Raw genomic sequence first — 23,244 nt, forward strand, 5'->3', positions numbered from 1 at the left:
CCCCAAGCTGACCTAGACTCTGCCGCTGGCAATCCAACGACGGGCCGGCGTGGCTCCGTCGCACCGTGAGACCCGAAGGACGTTCCGTTCCATGCCCGCTCTTGCAGCAGCCAGTTCCGGTAACTCCGGGTCGAGCAATGGCACGTTCATCCTCATCGGGGTGGTCATCCTCCTCGGTGTCCTGCTCTTCGTGTCCAACCGGCGCAAGCGCCGGCAGGCACAGCAACAGCAGGAGAGCCTGAAGATCGGCACCCCCGTGAGCACCACCTCCGGCCTGCTCGGCACGCTGTCCGCGCTGGACGAGCGCACCGCGACCGTCGAGGTGAGCCCCGGCGTGCACCTGCAGTTCGTACGCCGAGCGGTCGTGCCGCGCTCCGCGCTGCTGCCCGACGCCCCCGCAACCGACGCTGCTGCAGCCGATGCAGCCGATGCAGCCGACGCCGACTCGACCTTCGAGACGGGAGTCTCGAAGGGTGCCGGGGAACCCGCCGCAGCGGACCAGGCGTTGCCTACGAAGGACGATCGCCCGACGGGTGCATCACCCGACCGATCGCCCGATGACCACAACGACACCCGCGCGGAGGCCTGAGCACCGGTGGCAACACGCACACGACGTACGACGCCGGGCGGACGACCCGTCCGTACTCTCGTCCTCCTCGCCGCCTTGGTGATCGCGCTCTTCGCGGCGATCGGCGCGAGTGCGGCATTGGGCAACCCCGCCGGGCAATGGAGCCCGAAGCTCGGACTGGACCTCGAGGGCGGGCGCCAGATCGTCCTGCAGCCCTCGGTCGGAAAGGGCCAGACCGTCACCACCGGCCAGGTCGACCAGGCCGTCGACATCATCCGCGAGCGGGTCAACGGCAACGGCGTCTCCGAGGCCCAGGTCAGCAGGCTGGGCGCGAAGAACATCCAGGTCTCGCTGCCGGGCAACCCCAGCCAGGAGACCCTGAATTCGCTGGCGCAGTCCTCGCAGCTGTTCTTCCGCGCGGTCATCAACAGCACCCAGGACACCCCGCCGACCTTCACGTTGCCCACGCCGTACACCGCCCCGACCACCAAGGGCTCCACGACGCCGAAGTCGTCGACCAGCCCCTCGGGCACGGCGACGCCGTCCGGCACGAGCTCGAGCAGCTCCAGCAGCTCTACGGCCAATGACGTTCTGCCGCAGGCGTTCCGGGCGGCAACGACCACCCCGACCCCGAGCACGTCCTCCACTCCGGCCGCATCGAGCACGTCGCCGAGCGCGACCGCCAGTAGCACCCCGCAGGCCAGTGCCTCGTCGACCACCCCCGCGCGCAACCTGCCGACGCCGTACGACTCGAGTGGCAACGTCACGACGAACGGTCTGGGCGCCAGCGACACCGGGTGGGAGAGCCGGACCGTCAGCAACGACTGGATCACCTCCGGACTGGCCACCAAGGGTGAGACCTACAGCCAGTTGCTGACCGCGTACTCCTGCTCCAACAACGACAGCCGGCTCGGCCCGACCGCCGCGCAGTGGCAGCAGGTCGCCCGGCAGATCCCGGCCTCCCAGCCGACCGTCGGGTGCGACACCGGAAGGGCCATCTCCGGTGCTCAGGCCCCGGCGACGAAGTACCTGATGGGCCCCTCGGAGGTGACCGGCAGCCAGATCACCGACGCGAGCTTCGGCCAGGCCACCACCCAGCAGGGGGTGACCACCGGCCAGTACGAGGTCAACTTGACGTTCAACAGCAAGGGCTCCTCGGAGTTCGCGAAGGTGACCGGGCGGTTGAACGGTCTGCAGGCGCCGCGCAACCAGTTCGGAATCGTGGTCGACGGCCTGGTCATCTCCGCGCCGTCGAACACCAACGGCGCCATCACCGGCGGCAAGGCGCAGATCACCGGCAACTTCACCGAGAACAGTGCCAAGACCCTGGCCAACCAGCTGAAGTTCGGTGCGTTGCCGTTCTCCTTCAACGAGCTGACCTCCAGTCAGGTCAGCCCGCAGCTCGGCTCCCAGCAGCTGCGTGACGGCATCATCGCCGGCATCATCGGCCTGATCCTGGTGGTGCTCTACTCCCTGGCGCAGTACCGGCTGCTCGGCCTGGTCACCATCGCCTCGCTGGTCACCTCCGCAGTGATCACGTACGGCGCGGTCACGCTGCTCGGTTACACCTCCAACCTGCGCCTCACCATGGCCGGGGTGACCGGTCTGATCGTCGCGATCGGTATCACGGCCGACAGCTTCATCGTCTACTTCGAACGCGTGCGTGACGAAGTCAGATCAGGAAGGCCGCTGCGCGCGGCCGTGCAGACCGGCTGGTCCCGCGCCCGTCGTACCGTCCTGGTCTCCGACGCGGTCAACTTCCTGGCCGCCGCCGTGCTCTACATCCTCTCCGAGGACAACGTGAAGGCCTTCGCCTTCACGTTGGGCCTCACCACCCTCATCGACATCCTGGTGGTCTTCCTGTTCACCCACCCCGTGCTCACGCTGCTGTCGCGTACGTCGTTCTTCGGCAACGGGCACAAGTGGTCCGGTTTCGACCCGGAGCGGCTGGGTGCGCGCGGCGTGACGTACGCCGGTCGCGGACGGGTCACGATCGCCGAGCGCAAGGCCGCAGCCGCGGCTGGAAAGCAGGCCTGATATGGCGAGCTTCTCCCAGTTCGGCAACGACCTCTACACCGGTCGCCGGCAGCTGAACATCGTCGGCCGCCGACGCACCTGGTACGCGATCAGCGCGGTCTTCCTCGTACTCGCCCTCGTCGGCCTCTTCGGCCGCGGCCTCAACCTCAGCCTGGAGTTCAAGGGCGGTTCGGAGGTGCGGGTCACCGGCATCTCCAACCTGTCCAACTACGACGCCCGCGCCCAGAAGGCGGTGGCGTCGGTCACGGGGTCCTCGGCCAACCTGGAGATCAGCAAGGTCGGCGCCAAGTCGATCACCATCGACTCCAAGAAGGTCGGCAACAACACGGCGAACTCGACCGAGAAGGTCGCCACGGCGGTCGCCAAGGAGTTCAAGGTGCCGACCACCTCGGTCGACAGCCAGTTCATCGGACCGTCCTGGGGATCGCAGGTCACCCACAAGGCCGTCCAGGCGCTGGTCGTCTTCCTGGTGCTGGTGTCACTGCTGCTCGGGGTCTACTTCCGCACCTGGAAGATGGCGGTCTCCGCACTCGTGGCGCTGGTGCACGACCTGGTGCTGACGGTCGGTATCTACGCCCTGGTCGGCATCGAGGTGTCACCGGCGACGGTCATCGGCTTCCTCACGATCCTCGGGTACTCCATCTACGACACCGTGGTGGTCTTCGACAAGGTCCGGGAGAACACCGACGAGGCGCTGGCGGCCGGGTCGCGCACCTACACCCAGGCCGCCAACTACGCGGTCAACCAGACCCTGGTGCGCTCGATCAACACCTCGGTCGTCGCCCTGCTGCCGATCGCGGCCCTGCTGGTGGTCGGTTTCACGGTGCTCGGCCCGGGCACGCTGCTCGACCTGGCGCTGGCGTTGTTCATCGGTATCGCGGTCGGCACCTACTCCTCGATCTTCATCGCCACCCCGCTGCTCGCGTCGCTGCGCTCCCGGGAGCCGCAGATGCACGACCTGGAGCGCAGGGCGCACAGCTTCCAGAGCTCCCAGCAGGCCGTCCTCGCCGAGGCCGGCGGTGCCGGGGCCGGCGAGCACCTGCAGGGCGAGGACATCTCGGGCGTGGTCGAGCCGGAGCGCGCCGAAGCGGCCGCCGCCGCACGCCGTACGCGGGTGCGCAAGCGCGAGGTCCACCCGCTCGCCGTACGCGACAGCGAAAGGGACTGATGCCGGTCGATATCGGCCAGGTGCTCCGGGAGCACACCCGGGAGATCCCCGACTTCCCGAAGCCGGGCATCGCGTTCAAGGATCTGACGCCCCTCTTCGCGGACGCCCCGGCGTTCCAGCAGGTCGTCGACGACATCGCGGAGCGGTTCAGAGGTCGGGTCGACGCGGTGGCCGGGGTCGAGGCGCGCGGTTTCATCATCGGGCCGCCGGTCGCCCTCGCGCTGGGACTGCCCTTCGTGGCGGTGCGCAAGGCGGGCAAGCTGCCCGGAGAGACCCTGAGCCAGGAGTACGACCTGGAGTACGGCAGCGCCACCATCGAGATCAGCACCGACGCCGTCGATGCGGGTGACCGGGTCCTGGTGATCGACGACGTCCTCGCCACCGGTGGGACCGCGGCCGCGGCGTGCGCGCTGCTGGAGCGAACGGGCGCCAAGGTCACCGGGATCCAGATGCTGATGGAGCTGGCGTTCCTGCACGGGCGCGACGCTCTGGGCGAGCGCGACGTCCACGTCCTGGTGTCGGTGGACGACGACTAGGATCTGTCCATGAGTGCTGAGGACGGCGGGGCCACAGCGGCGCCCTCGTCCGCAGCCGCATCCGCTGCTGCCTCGCGGGTGCGCGCCCGTCTCGTGCGGTTCAGCGGACCGCGCTCCGGGAGCAACCGTGCGTTGGAGCCGCTGCTGCGGACCGTGCGCACCACCCACCCGAAGGCCGACGTGTCGGTCATCGAGCGCGCGTACGCCGTGGCCGAGCGGTGCCACGAGGGTCAGCTGCGCAAGAGCGGCGACCCCTACATCACCCACCCGCTCGCGGTCGCGACCATCCTCGCCGAGCTCGGCATGACGCCCCCGACCCTGGCGGCGGCGCTGCTGCACGACACGGTCGAGGACACGGAGTACTCGCTGGACCAGCTGAAGACCGAGTTCGGCGCCGAGATCGCGATGCTCGTCGACGGGGTCACCAAGCTGGACAAGGTCAAGTACGGCGACGCCGCGCAGGCCGAGACCGTGCGCAAGATGGTCGTGGCGATGGCCCGCGACATCCGGGTGCTGGTCATCAAGCTCGCCGACCGGCTGCACAACGCGCGCACGTGGCGCTACGTGTCCGTGGAATCGGCACAGCGCAAGGCCACCGAGACGCTGGAGATCTTCGCGCCGCTCGCCCACCGGCTGGGCATGAACACCATCAAGTGGGAGCTGGAGGACCTGTCCTTCGCGACGCTCTATCCCAAGGTGTACGACGAGATCGCCCGCCTGGTGGCCGACCGGGCGCCCGCGCGCGAGGAGTACCTCAAGGGCGTGGGAGAGCAGGTCAGCGCCGATCTGCGCTCGGCCAAGATCAAGGCCACGGTCACCGGCCGACCGAAGCACTACTACTCCGTCTACCAGAAGATGATCGTGCGCGGCCGCGACTTCGAGGAGATCTACGACCTCGTCGCGGTCCGCGTCCTGGTGGAGTCGGTGCGCGACTGCTACGCGGTGCTGGGCACGCTGCACACGCGATGGAGCCCCGTCCCCGGGCGCTTCAAGGACTACATCGCGATGCCAAAGTTCAACATGTACCAGTCGCTGCACACGACGGTCATCGGTCCCGAGGGCAAGCCGGTCGAGATCCAGATCCGCACCTACCAGATGCACCGCCGGGCGGAGTACGGCGTCGCGGCGCACTGGAAGTACAAGGAGGACGCGCGAGCGGGGGCGGGCGGGGCGACCCTCGACACCCGCGACGGGCCGGTCAACGACATGGCGTGGCTGCGCCAGTTGCTGGAGTGGCAGCGGGAGACCAGCGACCCGGGGGAGTTCCTGGAGTCGCTGCGCTTCGAGGTCGGCAGCCGCGAGGTCTATGTCTTCACGCCCAAGGGCGAGGTGATGGGGCTGCCGGCCGGCTCCACGCCCGTGGACTTCGCGTACGCCGTGCACACCGAGGTCGGTCACCACACCATCGGCGGGCGGGTCAACGGCCGGCTCGTGCCGCTGGAGTCGCCGCTGGAGAACGGCGACGTCGTCGAGGTGCTCACCTCCAAGGCCGACGGCGCCGGCCCCAGCCGCGACTGGCTCAACTTCGTCAAGAGCCCGCGCGCCCGCAACAAGATCCGGCAGTGGTTCTCCCGCGAACGCCGCGAGGAGGCCATCGAGTCCGGCAAGGAGGCCCTCGCCAAGAACGTGCGCAAGCAGGGCGTCGGACTGCAGCGCCTGATGTCGCACGACTCGCTGACCGAGGTCGCCGCGGGGCTGCACTATCACGACATCGACACGCTCTACGCCGCCATCGGCGACGGTCATGTGTCCGCGGATCACGTGGTGAGTCAACTGCTTTCGTCGCTCGGTGGCGAGGAGGCGACGACGGAGGACCTCGCCGAGGCGACCACCCCGCACGGCACGGCACGCCGTCGGCAGACCGACCCCGGTGTCACCGTCGTCGGGACGGACGACGTGTGGGTCAAGCTCGCGCGGTGCTGCACACCGGTGCCGGGCGACGACATCATGGGTTTCGTCACCACCGGCAACGGGGTCTCCGTGCACCGCACCGACTGCAAGAACGTCGAGCAGCTGCGCAACCAGCCCGAGCGCATCCTGGCGGTCGCCTGGTCTCCCTCGGCAGCGAGCGTCTTCCTGGTGCAGCTGCAGGTCGAGGCGCTGGATCGCAACGCGTTGCTCTCCGATGTGACGCGCGTCCTGTCCGAACAGCACGTCAACATCCTGTCGGCAAGTGTCGCGACCAGTCGCAACCGGGTGGCGCTGTCGAAGTTCACCTTCGAGATGGGCGACCCCAGCCACCTCAACCACGTGATCCAGGCCGTGCGCAGGATCGACGGCGTCTTCGACGTCTACCGGATCACCGGGTCGGGGCATCGGCGTACTGACGAGACCTCGCACGCGGCGGCCGACGAGGGGCCGCAGGACACGCCCGACACTCAGGGCGCTCAGGTCACCGACGACACGGAAGCCGCACGTGCCGCCACCTGACACCGCCCTGTCGGTGCGGTCCCTGTCCGACGGCGGACTCGATGAAACCCTGATCGATCAGAGCACGCGACTGCTGGGGGATCTGATCACCCGCGGAGCCGCCCTCGGTTGGCTGACTCCGCCTCCGCGCGCCGAGGTCGCGGCGCTGCTGTCCCGGATCGCGACGGCGGACGAGGGTGACGCTGCGCTTCTCGTGGCCCGCCATGAGGGGCACCTCGCGGGTTTCGGTTACTGGGAGCGTTACGCGCGCCCGACCATCGCCCGGCACGCGGACCTGACGCTGCTGGCCGTCGGCGACACCTGGCAGGGCGCCGGCGTCGGACGCCGGCTGTGCGGGGAACTGGTCGCGACCGCCCGCCGAGCCGGTGTCGAGAAGCTCACCGTCGACTTCCGCGACGACAACGTGCGCGCCCAGTCCCTCTACGAGTCGGTCGGCTTCCGCCGGTACGGCGTGCTGGGCGACTTCATCGTCGCCGGGGGTCGGCGCTTCGACAAGATGATGTACGTGCTCGACCTGCGCTGAGCATCCCGCCGCGGTTGTCCGCACTTCCGTGCACCCGTCCGCACAAATCTGCGGACACTCGCCGTGGATCAGGCGGGGGAGAGGAACGCTGCGAGCGCGTCGGCGTACATCTGCTGGTCTTCAGCACCCACCAGTTCGCGCACCGAGTGCATCGAGATGGTCGCGGCGCCGAAGTCCACGGTGCTGACACCGGTGCCGGCCGAGGTGACCGGCCCGACCGTCGAGCCGCAGGGCAGGTCCGAGCGGGTCACGAACTCCTGGACGGGCACGCCGGCCTGCTCGCACGCGAGCCGGAACGCCGCCGCGCCCATCGAGTCGGTGGCGTAGCGCAGATTGGCGTTGATCTTGAGCACCGGGCCGCCGTTGACCGCGATCTGGTGCTGCGGTTCGTGACGATCGGCGTAGTGGGGGTGGGTGCCGTGGGCCATGTCTCCTGAGGCGACGACGCTGCCGGCGAGGGCCCGCAGGTGGTCCTGGCGGTCGCCGCCGAGCGAGGCGGTGATCCGCTCCAGCACGACGGGCAGGAAGACACTGGCTGCGCCGCGCTCGGAGACGCTGCCGACCTCTTCGTGATCGAACATCGCGAAGACGGGCACGAGAGCGTCCGTCGGCTGCTCCAGCGCCGTTACCAGCGCCGAGGTGCCTGCATGGCAGGTGGCCAGGTTGTCCATCCGGGCGCCGACGACCAGGTCGCGCTCCCGCTCGAAGACCCGGGCGGGCTGCAGGTCGTGCGTCATCGCGTCCCAACCCAGCACGTCGGCGGTATCGACTCCGACCTGGTGCGCCAGGTAGGCCTGGAAGTCGCCGGGGGTCTCCCCGAGGCCCCAGTGCGGTGCCAGATGCTGTTGGGCGTTCAGCTGTTCGCCCTCACGCACGCTGCGGTCGAGGTGGATCGCGAGGCGCGAGACCCGCAGCACCGGATCGTCGTCGCGGAAGAGCTCGGCGCGCACGCCGGACCCGTCGCGCACCGCGACCCGGCCCGAGAGCCCGAGGTCACGGTCGAGCCAGCTGGAGACCAGCGGGCCGCCGTACACCTCGACCCCGAGCAGCTGCCAGCCAGCGCGGGCGAGGTCGGGGCGCGGTTTGATGCGCAGGTTGGGGGAGTCGGTGTGGGCTCCCACGACCCGGTACGCCGTCGCAGCTCCTGCCGTGTGCTCCGTCGACCACGCGACCAGGGAGCCGCCGCGCACGACGAGGTAGCGACCGGGCTCGGTGGGCCACGTATCGGATTCGTGCAGCTGCACGAAGCCTGCCGTCGTCAGCCGGGCCGCCGTGGTGGCGCAGGCGTGGAACGGCGACGGACTCGCGTTCAGGTAATCGACCAGGCCGTCCGCGGCCGTGAGCGCGGGCACTATTCGCCGAACTCCGCCGCGCCGCCACGGGCCTGGTCGAGCCAGGCCTGACGCGCGGTGAGAGACTCCCGGACCTCGGCGGCCTTGCGCTCGTCGCCGGCGGCCGTCGCCTTGTCCAGATCGGCCTGCAGGTCGGCGACCGCGCGCTCCAGCTGGGTGACCATCGAGTTGGCGCGGGCCGCGATCTCCGGGTCGGTCTTCTTCCAGCGGGTGTTCTCGGCGTCCCGCACGGTGGTCTCGACCCGGCGCATCGCCTTTTCGACCCGTTCCATGTCCTTGCGGGGCACCTTGCCGGCGGCGTCCCAGCGGTGCTGGATGCCGCGCAGCGAGGCCTTCGCAGCGGCCAGATCCTTGACCGGCAGGATCGCCTCGGCCTCCTTCAGCAGGCCCTCCTTGACCACCAGGTTGGCCTCGAACTCCACGTTCTCGGCCGCCACCACCTCGTCCTTGGCGTGGAAGAAGGTGTCCTGGGCGGCCTTGAAGCGCTCCCAGAGCTTGTCGTCGTCGGAGCGGGCAGCGCGGCCCGCACGCTTCCACTCGCTCATCAGCCGCTTGAAAGCGCCTGCCGTCGGACCCCACTCGGTGGAGGTCGAGAGCTTCTCCGCTTCGGCGACCAGCTCACGCTTGCGCGCCTTGGCCTGCGTGTGTTCGTCGTCCAGGGCGGCGAAGTGCGCACGCCGGGCCTTGTCGAAGCCGTTGCGCGCCGCGCTGAACCGGGTCCAGAGGGCGTTCTCGGCGGCCTTCTCCAGGCGAGCCCCGGTGCGCTGCGCGACCTTCCACTCATCGAGCAGCTCGCGCATGCGCGCGGTGCTGGTCTTCCACTGGATGCTGCGCTCGGGCACCGCGGCGATCTTCTCGGCCTCGGCGACGAGCGCCTCACGTGCCGTCATCGCGACTTCGCGCGCAGCGGCGCGAAGCTCGCCCTCCACTTGACCCTTAGCCTTCAACGCCGTGGCGATCTGCTCGAGGGTGGCGTCGAGGGCGGCCAGGTCGCCGACGACCCTGGCTTCGCGCACGCTGGTGCGCAGGTGCTTCAGCTGCTCGCCACCCGCCCCCGCCGTCAGGTCGGTCTGGACCACACGCTGCAGGAGCAGTGCCGCCGAGGCGGCGAGTTCGTCGTACTTGCGGGCGAAGTAGGCCAGGGCCTCGTCGTGCGTGGCATCCGGGTAGCTGCCCACCTCGCGCTCACCGTCGGGGGTCCGCACGAAGACGGTGCCGTCCTCGGCGACCCTGCCGAACGACGCGGCGTTGCTCGCCGGGGTGGCGACCGCGACGGGCTGCACCGCGGCAGGTCCCGCCGCGGGGGCGCCCGGCCTGGGGCCGGGGCGCGGGCCGGGAGTGGGATGGGGCTTGGGGATGTCCGTTGACACGGCTCTCATGCCTTCTGTTCGGTGACGGTGATCTTCAGAATGCCGATGTGCTGGAGCGGGGGACCGTCCCCCACACCGTTGACGCCCTTCTTCGCCAGAGCCTGCAGGATCGGCAGGCCCGAGGTGATCCGCCCGAAGATGCTGTATCCACCGGTCGACGGATCGATCGTGCTCTCCCGGTAGACCATGAAGAACTGGCTGCCGTTGCTGTTCGGATCCTCCGTGCGGGCCATCGCCAGCGTGCCGGCCGGGTAGATCGCGTCCGCCGGGGCGTTCTCGATGCCGTACGCGTAACCGGGACCACCGCTGCCCGTCCCGGTCGCATCGCCGCACTGCAGCACGTAGATGCCGGACGTCGTGAGTCGGTGACACGGGGTCTTCGTGTAGTACGACTTCGCCAGCGTCACGAAGGAAGCAACGGTCTGCGGCGCCTTCGCACCGAACAACGACGCGGTGATGGTGCCGCAGTTCGTCTGGATGGTCGCGGTGAAGGTCCGGCCGGCGGCGATCCTCTTGTCCGGCAGCTTCAGAGCGGGGGAGCCGCTACGCCCGGTCGGAGCGGCTCCGCAGTGCAGCGACACGGACGTGCCCTGGCTGGTCGTCGCAAGAGACGTCGCGGAGGCGGACGACGTGGTCGTGCCGCCGGCCGAGGCGGCCTGCGAGGCGCATGCGCTCGTCGTACCGGCGGCTGCGAGGACAGCGCAGATCACCGCGCCACGTGACCGTCGCACACACCCCTCCTCGCCTCGACACGAACCGGCACCGATGGTGGTGCCTTCCGGCAGTGTAGGCAACGGATTAGAAGGGGCCGACCGCCCGTCGGTAGGCTCGCGCGGTGCTCGCTCTCGCCTTCCCCGCCGCCGTGTTCGGCACCAACTGCTACGTGCTGGCGACCGGCCCGGGGCAGGAGTGCATCGTGGTCGACCCGGGGATCGGTGTCACGGACACCCTGGCGGAGGTGCTGCGCGAGCATCGGCTGCGGCCCAGCGCCGTGCTCCTGACCCACGGGCACGTCGACCATGTCTACTCCGTGACCCCCGTGTGCGGCGGGGAACTCGGGGCCTACATCCACCGCGAGGACCGCTACCGGCTCAAGGATCCCCTCGGATCCCTCGACGGGGGCGTGCTGGCGATGTTCGAGCAGCAGTTCGGCAAGGCGGCGACCTGGAGCGAACCGTCGCGCATCGTCGAGGTCGACGGCGGCGCCCGGCTCGACCTGGCCGGGCTTATGCTCGACGTGCTCCACGCCCCGGGACACACCGAGGGCTCGGTGATGTTCGGGGTGGACGGGATCCCGGACGGCGTACCGGACGAAGCCGCCTGCACGACGACGATGCTCACCGGCGACGTGCTCTTCGCCGGGTCGATCGGGCGCACCGACCTGCCCGGCGGGTCCTCCGAGGCGATGACGACGTCGCTGCGGGAGGTCGTGCTCCCGTTGTCGGACCAGACGCTGGTGCTGCCCGGGCACGGACCCGGCAGCACGATGGCGCGGGAGCGCACCACCAACCCCTACTTGCAGAACCTCTAGACGAGAAGGACGTTCACGCACCTCATGGCGAGCAGAGTCACCCCCATCAGCGGCTTCCAGGAGTGGTTGCCGACGCAGCGGATCGTCGAGCAGCACTTCCTCGACACCATCCGCGAGGTCTTCGAGTTGCACGGGTTCGCCTCGGTCAACACCCGCGCGCTGGAACCCGTCGAGCGCCTGTCCGATCAGGGGGAGGACGCCGACAAGGAGATCTACGGCGTACGCCGGCTCGCGGGCGACGACGGCAGCACGCCCGCGCTCGGTCTGCACTTCGACCTCACGGTGCCGTTCGCGCGGTACGTGCTGGAGAACGGCGGCAAGCTGACCTTCCCGTTCCGCCGGTACCAGATCCAGCCCGCGTGGCGCGGCGAGCGGCCCCAGCGCGGCCGCTACCGCGAGTTCATCCAGGCCGACATCGACATCGTCGAGGCCGACACGCTGCCCGGGCACTACGAGGTCGAGCTGCCGCTGGTGATCGCGGACGCGTTCTCCCGGCTGCCGATCGGGCCGTACAAGATCCAGGTCAACAACCGCAAGATCTGCGAGGGGTTCTACCTCGGGCTGGGCATCGAGGACGTCGCGGGCACGCTACGGACGGTGGACAAGCTGGACAAGATCGGCGCGGACGGCGTGCGCAAGGTCCTGCTGGCAGCCGGCCTCAGCGAGGAGCAGGCGGGCAAGTGCCTGGACCTCGCGGCGATCGCGACACCGGACAGCAGCTTCGTGGGTCAGGTGCGTGCGCTCGGTGTGGAGCACCCCTTGCTCGACGAGGGCCTGGCCCAGCTCGCGGCGGTCATGGACGCCGGCAACGAGCACGCACCGGGGGTGCTGTCCGCCGAGCTGAAGATCGCCCGCGGTCTGGACTACTACACCGGCACCGTCTACGAGACGGTCATCGAGGGCCACGAGGACTTCGGCTCCATCTGCTCCGGCGGCCGGTACGACGCCCTGGCCAGCGACGGCAAGCGCACCTACCCCGGTGTCGGCATCTCGATCGGGGTGTCCCGGCTGCTCGGTCTGCTGATCTCCGAGGGCGGGCTGACCGCGTCGCGCGAGACCCCCGCCGCAGTCCTCGTCGCGGTGACCGACGAGGAGTCCCGCTCGGACTCCATGCGGGTCGCCGCGGCGCTACGGGCCCGGGGGATCGCGACGCTGGTGGCTCCGAAGGCCGCCCGGTTCGGCAAGCAGATCCAGTTCGCCGACCGGCGGGGCATCCCGTTCGTGTGGTTCCCGTCGGAGGACGGCGACGAGGTGAAGGACATCCGCAGCGGGGACCAGGTGCCCGCCGACCGCGACACCTGGTCGCCGCCGGAGGCGGACCTTCGTCCGTCGCTCGTGCTTCCCTGAGCCTTCGCTTTTGGACATGCACACCGGGTCATCTGTGACCCGCTGCGCATGTCCAAAGTGCTGCTAGGGCAGTTCTTCCAGCTGCAGGCCGAGGGCGCGCAGCCGCAGCCGCGCGAGCGCCTCGATGGTCTCCGGGTCGCGGCGGCGCCACCCGTCGACGGGTTCGTCGCCGACGGTTGCGAGCTCGCGCGGCGTGGCCGACCGCAGGGCGTCGAACGCCAGCAGGTCCATCCCGCCGGGAGTGCGTGTCAGCGACCGGGCACGGGAGGCGCGGCGTACGTAGGGCAGGCGGACGAGCGCCCAGACCAACAGCGCGATCGCGATCGGGATGCCCGCCGTGAGAGAACCCAGCACCCGGCCGAGCGTCTCGATCGTGTCGCCCAACTGGTGACCGGCGTTCGTCATCGAGCTGCCCGCGCCTTGCGCCTGCACGAACGGCTCCTTGAGCTTGCCGCCGACCAGCGGCACCCCGTCGACGGCGCGTGCGGCGTTGCCCATCTGGGTCCGTAGCCGTTCCCCGCCGGCCGACAGGTCCCGCGCGCCGCTCTTGGCGGCGACGGTGTGCCGGTAGACCGCCCACCCGGCGCGCGCCCAGGCGATCACCCAGATCGCCACCAGCGCGTCGAAGACGATCTGGCGGATCAACCGGTCCTGGCGGTCGGCGTACAGCTTCATGGGTTCCGTCGCAGTCTCGATGGTCGCGGTCGCCTCCGCCCTCGTCGATCGCGGGCTCAGCGTGCTGACGAACCTAGTGCGGGAACCGCTCAGGTTGCGGTGCCACCATCGCGGGCGTGGGGCGGTTGAAGACGGTGGCGGCATCGGTTGCCGCGGTGGTGTGCCTGGCGGCATGCTCCGCGCAGGCATCGGGTGCGGGCCACAGCCAGGCGTCCGATTCCCCGGCATCGAGCGCCATGGACCGGATCGGGACGCCGCTCGACAGCGCGCTCCCGGCGTCGATCCGCGACCTGCGGTTCACCGCAAGCGACGGTCGCACGGTGCGGTTGGCGGACTTCGCGGGCAAGACGGTCGCGATCTCCGACGTCATGACGCTGTGCCAGGAGACCTGCCCGGCCGACACCGCCACGCTGGTGCAGACCGTCCGAGCCGAGGACGACGCCGGCCGCGGATCGGGGGAGGTGTTCCTCTCCATCACCGTCGACCCGGCGCGCGACACGGCTGCGCAACTCGCGGCCTACCGCAACCTGTTCGTCACACCCCCGGGGAACTGGCTGGCCCTGACCGGCACCGCATCGACGGTGAACGCCCTGTGGAACTACCTCGGCGTATGGCGCCAGAAGGTCGGCGAGGGCTCCGGCCCGGCTCCCCGCAACTGGCGCACGAACGCACCCCTGACCTACGACGTCCAGCACTCCGACGAGGTGTTCTTCCTCGACGGTCGCGGGCACGAGCGCTTCGTCCTGGAAGGCGCGCCCTACGCCGCGAAGGGCACCGTCCCGCGGACCCTCTACGACTTCATGGACGCCGACGGGCGGCGCGGCCTGGGGGCCGCATCGACCACGGCGTGGACGCAGGCCCAGGCGCAGAAGGTGCTGGCCTGGGTGAGCGGTCGTTCCTCGGCCTGAGCGTCACCAGCCGAGACGGTGGGCGTGGTCGGGTCCGGCGGTGGGCTCGTCCGCAGCGGTCGCGAACGCCTCGAGCGCTGCGATGAGGGCCCCGCGGTCGGTGTCGGGCATGTCCCGCACGATTCGGGCGATGGCCGCGCGGCGGCGGCTCGTGACCGCGTCCACCAACCGGGATCCGTGCGACGTCAGTGCGATCGAGACCTCGCGGCGGTCCTGCGGATTCTCCCGCCGGTCCACCAGGCCGTCTCGGACCAGCCGCTCGACCTGACGCTGCGCCGTGGATGCGTTGACACCGAGACGTGCGGCCAGCCGACTCAGGGTGCCGTCGCCGTCCGCCGCGAGTACGACGAGCGCACGGAACTGGGTGGGGGTCACCGTGTCCTCGACGTCGGCGAGCGACCGTGCGGACACGCCGACCAGTGCCCTGGAGGCCGTCAGAAGCGCACTGACGAAGTCCTCGGTGTCCCGGTCGCTCTGCTCGTCCGACGAGGGCTGATTTCGTTGCACACTGCAATCATTGCAGAATGCAGGGGTGATGGCGACGATCCGGAAGGCGACGGCGGAGGGGCAGCCGACCTTCGTGGCGGCAGCGGCGGTGGTCGGGCTGCTCACCGGTCTGGTCGCGGGCAGCTTCGGGCTGCTGCTGGACGCGGCGGGACGCGGTCGGGTGGACCTGGTCCGATGGGCCCACGGCTGGCAGGTGCCCGGGTTCCTCCTGGTCGTCGCGATCTGCGCCGCGGCCACCGGGGCCGCGGCCTGGCTGGTGCACCGGGTCGAACCGCACGCCGAAGGCAGTGGCATCCCGCGTGTCGAGGCGGTGGTGGAGGGCAGGGCGGAGCCGGGGCGGTTCCGGATCCTGCCGGTGAAGTACGTGGGAGGCCTGCTCTCCATCGGCTCGGGTCTGGCGCTCGGTCGGGAGGGCCCCTCCGTGCAGATGGGCGGCAACATCGCGGTGATCGTCGCCGCCGTCCTCCGCCGAAGCCGCAGCGACGTGCGCGTGCTCGTCGCGGCCGGCGCGGCGGCGGGTCTGGCGACGGCGTTCAACGCGCCCATCGCGGGCGGCGTCTTCGTCCTGGAGGAACTGGTCAAGCGGTTCGACCCGCGGACGACCCTGGCCACGCTGGTCGCATCCGCCGCCGGTTTCGCCGGCGCCCACCTGGTGCTGCACGCCACCACGACCACCGACTTCCGGGTGCCTGCGCTCGGCGAGCCCACCCTCGCCCAGGCACCGTCGGTGGTCACACTCGGGGTGGCCGCCGGCTTGCTGGGCGTGGCCTACAACGGCGCCGTCATGGCAGGGCTGCGCATCGCGGACCGCAGCCGCGTCCCCGTCGTCGCGAGAGCCCTCGCCGTCGGTGCGGCAGTGGGGGCGATCGGCTGGTGGGCCACCCCGCTGGTGGGCGGTGGCGACAACCTGACCCAGCGAGCGCTGCTCGGCCACGGAGCCGTCCTCGCGGTGCTCGGCCTGATCACCGTGCGATTCGCGCTGGGTGTCGTCTCGTACGCCGCGGCGACTCCGGGTGGTCTGTTCGCGCCCATGCTGGTGCTCGGTTCGCAGCTCGGCCTGCTCGTGGGGCTCCTCGGCCACGCGGTCGCGCCGCACGCGACGCTCGCGCCCGCCGGGCTCGCGCTGATCGGCATGGCGGCGTTCTTCACGTCCACGGTGCGCGCGCCGGTCACCGGGATCGTGCTCGCCACGGAGATGACCGGGTCCACCTCGCAGCTCGCCCCGATGCTGGGCGCGTGCGCCATCGCGATGCTGGTGGCCATGGCGCTGCGGTGCGCACCCATCTACGACCAGCTGACCCGGCGGTCGGCGTCCGCCGCCCGGGAGAACGCGGCGGAGGCCGCGAGCAGCTCGCACGCCCGACCGGCGTCCATCGCCGGGTGACATCGGCGCCGCGATCGCGGCGCGGCCTGCCGTGAGCCGTGGTCGGGATGACCTTGAATGGTGCACCGTGACGGGTGCGGTCGAGCGGGCGGTGCGCGGGTGGCTGGACCACCTGCGGGTCGAGCGCGGGGTCTCCCAGCACACACTGAGCGCGTACGAACGGGATCTGCGCCGGTACGTCGCCTACCTCACCGCCCGAGGCATCACCGATCCCGCCGCGATCGCCGAGGCGGATGTGGCGGAATACTCCGCCACCCTGCGCGAGGGCACCGCCGAGCATCCGGCGCTGGCCGCGTCGTCCGCGGCACGCAATCTGGTGGCCGTGCGCGGATTCCACCGGTTCCTGACCCTGGAAGGGGACACCGTCGCCGACGCGGCCGCCGCGGTGGCTCCGCCGCGTCCGCCGCGGCGGCTTCCCAAGGCCATCCCGCTGGACCAGGTCGAACGCCTGCTCGCGGCGGCCTCGGTGGGCGACACCCCCGCCTCGCTGCGCGACCGCGCACTGCTGGAGCTGCTGTACGGCGTCGGCGCCAGGGTGAGCGAGGCCACCGGACTGGACGTGGACGACCTGGAGTTGGACACCGACGCGGTGCGGGTCTTCGGCAAGGGCAGCAAGGAACGGATCATCCCGCTGGGCGGCTACGCCAAGGACGCGCTCACGGCGTACCTGGTGCGCGGACGTCCCGCGCTGGTCGCGACGGGAAAGGGCACCCCCGCGCTCTTCGTGGGGCAGCGCGGCACCCGACTCTCGCGCCAGTCGGTGTGGAACATCGTGCAGGCCAGCGCCGAACGCGCCGATCTGAGCGGGCACATCAGCCCCCACACGCTGCGGCACTCCTTCGCCACGCACCTGCTCGAGGGCGGCGCCGACGTGCGGGTGGTGCAGGAGCTGCTCGGCCACGCCTCGGTGACCACGACGCAGATCTACACGATGGTCTCGGTGCAGCAGCTGCGGGAGGTGTTCGCCGCTGCCCACCCCCGCGCACGGTGACGACCGGCGACGGGCGGCACCAGTGGGTGCGGCATGCGTTAGGTTGAACCGCGATCGGCGCGAGCCGTACGACGCCCTACCCGGAAGAGCACAGATCAGCCGTGAGTTCGACAGACAAGGTGGGCCCGACCGGCCGCCCCCTTCCGACCTTCCCGGCCCCGCGCCCGTTGTCCGCGCATGGGCCGGCCCGCATCATCGCCATGTGCAACCAGAAGGGCGGGGTCGGCAAGACCACCTCGACCATCAACCTGGGCGCCGCCCTGGCCGAATACGGCCGCAAGGTGCTCCTGGTCGATTTCGACCCGCAGGGCGCCCTCAGCGTGGGCCTCGGGGTGCGTGCAAACGAGTTGGACGTCACCGTCTACAACCTGCTGGTCGAGCGTGGTCACGACGTGCACGACGTCATCCAGCAGACGACCACCCCCGGCCTGGACGTCCTGCCGGCCAACATCGACCTGTCCGCCGCCGAGGTGCAGCTGGTCGGTGAGGTGGCCCGCGAGATGGTGCTCTCCCGCGTGCTGCGGCCCGTCGCCGACGAGTACGACGTCATCCTGATCGACTGCCAGCCCTCACTCGGTCTGCTGACCGTCAACGCGCTGACCGCGTCGCACGGCGTCCTCATCCCGCTGGAGTGCGAGTTCTTCGCGATGCGCGGGGTGGCGCTGCTGATCGAGACCATCGACAAGGTCACCGACCGGCTCAACCCCAGCCTGCGCCTGGACGGCATCCTCGCCACGATGTACGACGGTCGGACCCTGCACAGCCGCGACGTGGTGCGCTCCGTGGTCGACCACTTCGGCGAGGACGTGCTGCACACGGCGATCAACCGCACCGTGAAGTTCCCCGACGCGAGCCTCGCCGCCGAGCCCATCACCAGGTACGCCTCCGGTCATGGTGCCGCGGAGGCCTACCGGCAGTTGGCCCGCGAGCTCATCTCTCGCGGCGCCGCTGCCTGACGTGACCGGCGCAGACGCGACCGGACCTGCTGGGCCCACTGGGCCCGTTGCGCCTCCCGAGCCCCCTCGGTCCGTCGCTCCCGAGCGGAACGGGCAGCCGCAGGCCCCGGGCGGGGTCCTCACCCGGCGGACCGCGAGCACACCGTTCGAGGTGCACCTCGACGTGTTCTCAGGCCCGTTCGACCTGCTGCTGGGGCTGATCTCCAAGCACCAGCTGGACGTCACCGAGATCGCGCTGGCCCAGGTCACCGACGAGTTCGTGGCCCACATCCGGGCCGTGCGCGAGGACGGCGCGGCCGAGTGGGATCTGGACCAGGCCTCGGAGTTCCTGCTCATCGCGGCGACCCTGCTGGACCTCAAGGCCTCGCGGCTGCTGCCCGGCGGCACGGCCGAGGACGAGGAGGACCTCGCGCTCATCGAGGCGCGCGACCTGCTCTTCGCGCGGTTGCTGCAGTACCGCGCGTTCAAGGATGTCGCTGCGTTCTTCGCCGACCGGATGGCCACCGCCGGGCGGATCACGGCCCGCCAGGCGGGTCTGGAGGAGCGGTTCGCCGCGCTGCTGCCGGAGCTGGTGATGGGCGTGGGCCCCGAGCAGCTGGCACGTATCGCGGCGCGCGCGATGACGCCGCGTCCGGAGCCCACCGTCGGCCTCACGCACCTGCACGCGCCCACCGTCAACGTGCGCGAGCAGGCCGTCATCGTGTCGGCGATGCTGCGCGAACGGCATACGCTCGGGTTTGCGGAACTGGTCGCCGACGCGGACTCGACCCTCGTGATCGTGGCGCGGTTCCTGGCCCTGCTGGAGCTGTTCAAGGAAGCGGCCGTCGCGTTCGACCAGCCCGAGTCGCTGGGCGAGCTGCGGGTGCGTTGGACGGGCACCGGCGAGGTGGACGTGAGTGACGAATTCGACGAACCGACCGGAGAGGGCGACGAGCACGATGAGTGAGCAGGAGCCCGAGATGGCCACACCCGACGTCCAGGAGCCCGACGTCCCGGACGCCGAGGCGCAGCTGAAACTGGACCTGGGCGAGCTGCCGGGCGGGGTCGCCGGCGCCGTCGAGGCGGTGCTGATGGTCGTGGACCAGCCTTTGACCGAGGACGAGCTGGCCGACGGACTGCATCTTCCCGTGGAGGAGATCCGCGAGGTGCTGGAGCGGTTGGAGTCCGGGTACGCCGCGCAGAGCCGGGGTTTCACCCTCCGTTGCATCAACGGGGGCTGGCGCGTCTACAGCCGCGCCGACTACGCGCCGGTGGTCGAGCGCTTCCTCATGGGCGGCCAGCAGGCCAAGCTCACGCAGGCGTCATTGGAGACCCTGGCCGTGATCGCCTATCGTCAGCCGATCTCCCGTTCGCGCGTCAGCGCCGTACGCGGGGTCAACGTCGACGGAGTCGTCCGCACCCTGCTCACCCGCGGGCTCATCGCCCAGATCGGCGAGTCGGAGGAGGGCGGTGCCGGTCTCTACGGCACCACGCCGTACTTCCTGCAGCGCCTCGGTCTCACCTCCCTGGAGGAGTTGCCCGCCCTCGCGCCCTACCTCCCCGACGCCGACGTCATCGAAGAACTGATCCAAGAAGGACATGCATGAGCACCCCACGAAGTTTCTCCCCCGCTGCGCTCCGCCGAATACTTCGCGAGGACCCCGCATGAGCACCCCACGAAGTTCCTCCTCCGACGCCGGCAAGAGCGGCGGATCGTCGCATCGCAAGGGCCGTCCCTCACCCGGCCGCACCGCCAAGCGACCCGCCCGGCAGGTCACGCCGCCGCGCGAGAAGCCGAAGACCCCCGTCGATCAACACGTTCCGAGCGGTGAACGCCTGCAGAAGGTGCTGGCCACCGCGGGCGTCGGCAGCCGCCGGGTCTGCGAGGAGTTGATCGCCGCCGGCCGGGTAGAGGTCGACGGACACCGGGTCACCGAGCTGGGCATCCGGGTCGATCCGGACCGCCAGATCATCCACGTGGACGGCGAGCGGGTGCAGCTGGACTCCAGCAAGGTCTACCTGGCGTTCAACAAGCCCACCGGCGTCATCTCCACGATGAACGACGAGCTCGGTCGACCCTCGGTCGGGGAGTACCTCGAGGGGCGCAAGGAGCGGCTCTTCCACGTCGGGCGCCTCGACGTCGACACCGAGGGGCTGCTGCTGCTGACCAACGACGGTGAGCTCGCCAACCGACTGCAGCACCCGTCGTACGGCGTGACCAAGACCTACGTCGCGGTCGTGCCCGGCCCCGTGCCGCGCGCGCTCGGCCGCCAGCTGCGCGAGGGCGTGGAGCTGGAGGACGGCATGGTCAAGGTGGACTCCTTCAGGGTCGTGGACTCCCGGCCGGGCTGGGCGATGGTCGAGGTCGTGCTGCACGAGGGCCGCAACCACATCGTGCGTCGCTTACTGGAGGAGGCCGGGCACCCGGTCGAGTCCCTGGTGCGCACCGACGTCGGTCCGGTGCAGCTCGGCGAGCTGCGCCCGGGCAAGCTGCGTCCCCTCTCGAGCCGAGAGATCGCCGGGCTCTACAAGGCAGCCGGGTTGTGAGCTCGCCCGTCCACGTCGTGGGCGCGGGGCTGATCGGGACGTCGCTCGGCCTCGCGTTGTCGCGCGAGGGGGTCGAGGTGACCCTGTACGACCCGTCCCCGACGGCGGTCGCGTTGGCCGCCGATCTCGGCGCCGGCGCGGCGCGCGAGCCCGACGACCCCGCCGTCGTCGTGGTGGCGGCGCCGCCGGACGTCGCGGCAACCGTCGTCCTCGACGCACTCATCCGATGGCCGCGCGCCATCGTGACCGACGTCGCGTCGGTGAAGTCGACGGTGCTGGCGCAGGTGCGCGCGTCGGCCGCCGCGTCCGACCTGGGCCGCTACGTCGGCTCGCACCCGATGGCGGGGCGCGAGCGCTCCGGCGCGGTCGCCGCGCAGGCCGATCTCTTCGAGGGCCGCACCTGGGTGGTGTGCCCCCACGAGGGCAGCGAGGCCGGGGCGGCGGACCGGGTGAGCGAACTCGCCCGGTCGACCGGGGCCGCGGTCGTGACGATGGGCGCGGACGCTCACGACCGGGCCGTCGCGTACGTCTCGCACCTGCCGCAGGTCGCGGCGAGCCTGGTCGCCGGCCGGCTGCGCGAGCTGCCGGACGAGGCAGTCGCCCTGGCAGGGCAGGGAATTCGCGACGTCACACGGATCGCCGCGAGCGACCCGCTGCTGTGGACCCAGATTCTCGCGGGCAACGCCGAGGTGCTCGCACCCGTCCTGCGCGATGTCGCGCAGGATCTCGACGCGGTCGCCGGCGCCTTGGCGTCGATCGCCGCGCAGGACGGCGACGGCGCGCGCGGCGTGGTCGCCCGGGCCATCGGGGACGGCCAGCTGGGGCACGCCCGGATCCCGGGCAAGCACGGTGCCGCGCCGACGGCGTACGCCACCGTCGTCGTCCTCGTGCCGGACGAGCCGGGCGCGCTCGGCCGGCTGTTCCAGGACGTGGGGGACGCGGGCGTCAACCTGGAGGACCTGCGCCTCGAACACGGTGTCGGCGCCCCGCTCGGCATCGCGGAACTGTCGGTGCTGCCGTCGGCCGTGGATCGGTTGATGACGCAGCTGGGAAACAAAGGCTGGAAGGTCCACGAATGAGCTTGGCTGAAGACGGTCTGTTGATCGTCGCGATCGACGGTCCGTCCGGGACGGGCAAGTCGAGCGTCTCCAAGGCGGTCGCCACGGCTCTGGGGATCGGTTACCTGGACACGGGGGCGATGTACCGGGCGCTGACCTGGTGGTGTGTGGATCGTGGCATCGACCTGCACGACCGCTCGGCGGTTGCGCGTGAGGCGCAGACGTTCCCGCTCGCGATGGGCACCGATCCTGCCGCGCCGACCGTGCAGGTGGGCGACCGCGATATCGCGGCCGCGATCCGTACGCCGTCCGTGTCCGCCGCCGTCTCCGACGTCGCCACCAACCTGGGCGTGCGCGAGCAGCTGATCCGGCGGCAGCGCGAGCTGATGGCGCGAGTAGCCGCTGAGACCGGCGGCGTGGTCGCCGAGGGGCGTGACATCACGACCGTCGTGGCGCCGGACGCCACGGTGCGGATCCTGATGACCGCGAGCGAGGAGGCCCGGATCGCGCGGCGCGCGGGCGAGCTGGCCTCGACCGCGGCAGCGACGAGGGCCCAGGTGGTCGATCGCGATCGGCGGGACTCGGCGGTGGCCTCGTTCATGACGGCCGCGGACGGCGTCGTGACCGTCGACACCTCGCACCTGGACTTCGACGGCTCGGTCAAGGCGGTGCTGGCCGTGGTGGATGAAGGACGGGGCCGTGACTGAGCTACGGGCAGCGCCCCTGGCGAACGCCGGCCGCCTCTTCGGCGCCGCGCTGGTGCGGGTCGTCTACAGCGCGAGCGCCGTGCATCCGGGGCGGATGCCCCGGACCGGCTCGGTGATCGTGGTCTCCAACCACACCGGCTTCCTGGACGGACCGGTCATCTTCTGCCTGTCGCCCCGGACCGTGCGGTTCCTGGTCAAGCACACCTACTTCACCTCCGCGTGGGGAGCGGTGCTGAGCCGCACCGGTCAGATCCCGATCCGGCAGAACACCGGTGACCGGGTGGCGCTGGCCGCCGCGAAGGATCTACTCGGCCAGGGCGGCGCGCTCGGGGTCTTCCCCGAGGGCACCCGCGGCTCGGGGTCCGTGCGCGACGCGCAGCAGGGCGCGGCATGGTTGGCGCTGCAGTCGGGAGCACCCGTCATACCGGTGGCGACCCTCGGCACCTGGCGTGCGGGAGGCACGAAGGACTCCTGGCCGCTGCCGCGGGCCCGGGTGCGGGTGGTCTTCGGGGAGCCGTTCCATGTCGAGACAGATCCGGACGTCACCGGCCGCGAACGACTGCGGCTCGCCACCGCGCTGATCCGCGAGCGGCTCGCGACCCATGTGCTGGAGTCGCTGGCCGAGACGGGGATGACTCTGCCGGTGGGGGAGCGGGACGCCGCCTGATCA

The 23,244-nt window shown here is 70.8% G+C and carries 23 protein-coding genes; 18 read left to right on the forward strand and 5 right to left on the reverse strand.

Annotation, left to right across the window (positions count from 1 at the left end):
• The first annotated feature begins 91 nt into the window (after nucleotides 1-91).
• Genes HNR15_RS07605 through HNR15_RS07630 form a run of 6 tightly spaced genes read left to right on the forward strand, consistent with a single transcriptional unit; the run spans nucleotide 92 to nucleotide 7,262 of the window.
• The gene (locus tag HNR15_RS07605) at nucleotides 92-589 is read left to right on the forward strand and encodes a preprotein translocase subunit YajC (RefSeq protein WP_179480502.1); all 498 of its coding nucleotides are present in this window, start codon (nucleotides 92-94) and stop codon (nucleotides 587-589) included.
• Nucleotides 590-595: 6 nt separating this feature from the next.
• Nucleotides 596-2,605 (forward strand): protein translocase subunit SecD, encoded by a 2,010-nt coding sequence (gene secD, locus HNR15_RS07610; RefSeq protein WP_343048463.1) that lies wholly within the window; start codon nucleotides 596-598, stop codon nucleotides 2,603-2,605.
• 1 nt (nucleotide 2,606) lies between these two features.
• Nucleotides 2,607-3,773 carry a protein translocase subunit SecF gene (gene secF, locus HNR15_RS07615; protein ID WP_179480504.1) on the forward strand — a complete coding sequence of 389 codons (1,167 nt, stop codon included), beginning with the start codon at nucleotides 2,607-2,609 and terminating at the stop codon, nucleotides 3,771-3,773.
• The gene (locus HNR15_RS07620; RefSeq protein WP_179480506.1) at nucleotides 3,773-4,309 is read left to right on the forward strand and encodes an adenine phosphoribosyltransferase; all 537 of its coding nucleotides are present in this window, start codon (nucleotides 3,773-3,775) and stop codon (nucleotides 4,307-4,309) included. The genes secF and HNR15_RS07620 overlap by 1 nt, the downstream gene beginning before the upstream one ends.
• A gap of 9 nt (nucleotides 4,310-4,318) precedes the next feature.
• A complete protein-coding gene (locus tag HNR15_RS07625) occupies nucleotides 4,319-6,739 on the forward strand; it encodes a RelA/SpoT family protein (RefSeq protein WP_179480508.1) in 2,421 nt (806 codons plus the stop codon).
• Nucleotides 6,726-7,262, forward strand: coding sequence for a GNAT family N-acetyltransferase (locus HNR15_RS07630; protein ID WP_218883593.1), 537 nt, complete (start codon nucleotides 6,726-6,728; stop codon nucleotides 7,260-7,262). The genes HNR15_RS07625 and HNR15_RS07630 overlap by 14 nt, the downstream gene beginning before the upstream one ends.
• Nucleotides 7,263-7,330: 68 nt before the next feature.
• Here the strand turns inward: HNR15_RS07630 and HNR15_RS07635 are convergent, their stop codons facing one another.
• Genes HNR15_RS07635 through HNR15_RS07645 form a run of 3 tightly spaced genes read right to left on the reverse strand, consistent with a single transcriptional unit; the run spans nucleotide 7,331 to nucleotide 10,715 of the window.
• On the reverse strand, nucleotides 7,331-8,614 hold the full coding sequence (locus HNR15_RS07635; RefSeq protein ID WP_343048464.1) for a M18 family aminopeptidase: 1,284 nt from the start codon (nucleotides 8,612-8,614) through the stop codon (nucleotides 7,331-7,333).
• A complete protein-coding gene (locus tag HNR15_RS07640) occupies nucleotides 8,614-9,993 on the reverse strand; it encodes a DUF349 domain-containing protein (RefSeq protein WP_179480510.1) in 1,380 nt (459 codons plus the stop codon). The genes HNR15_RS07635 and HNR15_RS07640 overlap by 1 nt, the downstream gene beginning before the upstream one ends.
• Nucleotides 9,990-10,715 (reverse strand): peptidylprolyl isomerase, encoded by a 726-nt coding sequence (locus HNR15_RS07645; protein ID WP_179480512.1) that lies wholly within the window; start codon nucleotides 10,713-10,715, stop codon nucleotides 9,990-9,992. Before HNR15_RS07645 ends, HNR15_RS07640 begins: the two co-directional genes overlap by 4 nt.
• 104 nt (nucleotides 10,716-10,819) lie before the next feature.
• Between HNR15_RS07645 and HNR15_RS07650 the strand changes: the two genes are divergently transcribed.
• Both HNR15_RS07650 and hisS read left to right on the forward strand, forming a co-directional pair.
• Nucleotides 10,820-11,515 carry an MBL fold metallo-hydrolase gene (locus HNR15_RS07650; protein ID WP_179480514.1) on the forward strand — a complete coding sequence of 232 codons (696 nt, stop codon included), beginning with the start codon at nucleotides 10,820-10,822 and terminating at the stop codon, nucleotides 11,513-11,515.
• Nucleotides 11,516-11,539: 24 nt separating this feature from the next.
• Nucleotides 11,540-12,862, forward strand: a complete 1,323-nt coding sequence (gene hisS, locus HNR15_RS07655; RefSeq protein WP_179480516.1) for a histidine--tRNA ligase — start codon at nucleotides 11,540-11,542, stop codon at nucleotides 12,860-12,862.
• Nucleotides 12,863-12,925: 63 nt separating this feature from the next.
• On the opposite strand, the gene HNR15_RS07660 is transcribed toward hisS, so the two are convergent.
• Nucleotides 12,926-13,537: a hypothetical protein gene (locus tag HNR15_RS07660; protein WP_179480518.1), complete on the reverse strand. Its 612-nt coding sequence runs from the start codon at nucleotides 13,535-13,537 to the stop codon at nucleotides 12,926-12,928.
• Nucleotides 13,538-13,653: 116 nt separating this feature from the next.
• Between HNR15_RS07660 and HNR15_RS07665 the strand changes: the two genes are divergently transcribed.
• Nucleotides 13,654-14,445, forward strand: coding sequence for an SCO family protein (locus HNR15_RS07665; protein ID WP_179480520.1), 792 nt, complete (start codon nucleotides 13,654-13,656; stop codon nucleotides 14,443-14,445).
• A 3-nt stretch (nucleotides 14,446-14,448) separates the two neighbouring features.
• Here HNR15_RS07665 and HNR15_RS07670 read toward each other — a convergent pair whose 3' ends face one another.
• The gene (locus HNR15_RS07670) at nucleotides 14,449-14,952 is read right to left on the reverse strand and encodes a MarR family transcriptional regulator (RefSeq protein ID WP_179480522.1); all 504 of its coding nucleotides are present in this window, start codon (nucleotides 14,950-14,952) and stop codon (nucleotides 14,449-14,451) included.
• A 28-nt stretch (nucleotides 14,953-14,980) separates the two neighbouring features.
• Between HNR15_RS07670 and HNR15_RS07675 the strand changes: the two genes are divergently transcribed.
• The 9 genes from HNR15_RS07675 to HNR15_RS07715 all read left to right on the forward strand — a co-directional run bounded on the left by HNR15_RS07675 (nucleotide 14,981) and on the right by HNR15_RS07715 (nucleotide 23,241).
• A complete protein-coding gene (locus HNR15_RS07675; RefSeq protein ID WP_179480524.1) occupies nucleotides 14,981-16,336 on the forward strand; it encodes a ClC family H(+)/Cl(-) exchange transporter in 1,356 nt (451 codons plus the stop codon).
• Nucleotides 16,337-16,403: 67 nt separating this feature from the next.
• Nucleotides 16,404-17,327, forward strand: coding sequence for a site-specific tyrosine recombinase XerD (gene xerD, locus HNR15_RS07680; RefSeq protein ID WP_343048465.1), 924 nt, complete (start codon nucleotides 16,404-16,406; stop codon nucleotides 17,325-17,327).
• A 101-nt stretch (nucleotides 17,328-17,428) separates the two neighbouring features.
• Nucleotides 17,429-18,283: a ParA family protein gene (locus tag HNR15_RS07685; protein ID WP_233762203.1), complete on the forward strand. Its 855-nt coding sequence runs from the start codon at nucleotides 17,429-17,431 to the stop codon at nucleotides 18,281-18,283.
• 163 nt (nucleotides 18,284-18,446) lie between these two features.
• Nucleotides 18,447-19,229, forward strand: a complete 783-nt coding sequence (locus HNR15_RS07690; protein WP_343048466.1) for a segregation and condensation protein A — start codon at nucleotides 18,447-18,449, stop codon at nucleotides 19,227-19,229.
• Nucleotides 19,222-19,869: an SMC-Scp complex subunit ScpB gene (gene scpB / locus HNR15_RS07695; RefSeq protein ID WP_179480528.1), complete on the forward strand. Its 648-nt coding sequence runs from the start codon at nucleotides 19,222-19,224 to the stop codon at nucleotides 19,867-19,869. Before HNR15_RS07690 ends, scpB begins: the two co-directional genes overlap by 8 nt.
• Before the next feature lie 58 nt (nucleotides 19,870-19,927).
• Nucleotides 19,928-20,809, forward strand: coding sequence for a pseudouridine synthase (locus HNR15_RS18205; protein ID WP_179480530.1), 882 nt, complete (start codon nucleotides 19,928-19,930; stop codon nucleotides 20,807-20,809).
• Nucleotides 20,806-21,888 carry a prephenate dehydrogenase gene (locus HNR15_RS07705; RefSeq protein ID WP_179480532.1) on the forward strand — a complete coding sequence of 361 codons (1,083 nt, stop codon included), beginning with the start codon at nucleotides 20,806-20,808 and terminating at the stop codon, nucleotides 21,886-21,888. Before HNR15_RS18205 ends, HNR15_RS07705 begins: the two co-directional genes overlap by 4 nt.
• Nucleotides 21,885-22,574: a (d)CMP kinase gene (cmk, locus tag HNR15_RS07710; RefSeq protein WP_179480534.1), complete on the forward strand. Its 690-nt coding sequence runs from the start codon at nucleotides 21,885-21,887 to the stop codon at nucleotides 22,572-22,574. Before HNR15_RS07705 ends, cmk begins: the two co-directional genes overlap by 4 nt.
• Nucleotides 22,567-23,241: a 1-acyl-sn-glycerol-3-phosphate acyltransferase gene (locus tag HNR15_RS07715; protein ID WP_179480536.1), complete on the forward strand. Its 675-nt coding sequence runs from the start codon at nucleotides 22,567-22,569 to the stop codon at nucleotides 23,239-23,241. The genes cmk and HNR15_RS07715 overlap by 8 nt, the downstream gene beginning before the upstream one ends.
• Nucleotides 23,242-23,244: the final 3 nt, after the last annotated feature.

The organism is Allobranchiibius huperziae (assembly GCF_013410455.1).
In the GTDB taxonomy this organism is placed as follows: domain Bacteria; phylum Actinomycetota; class Actinomycetes; order Actinomycetales; family Dermatophilaceae; genus Allobranchiibius; species Allobranchiibius huperziae.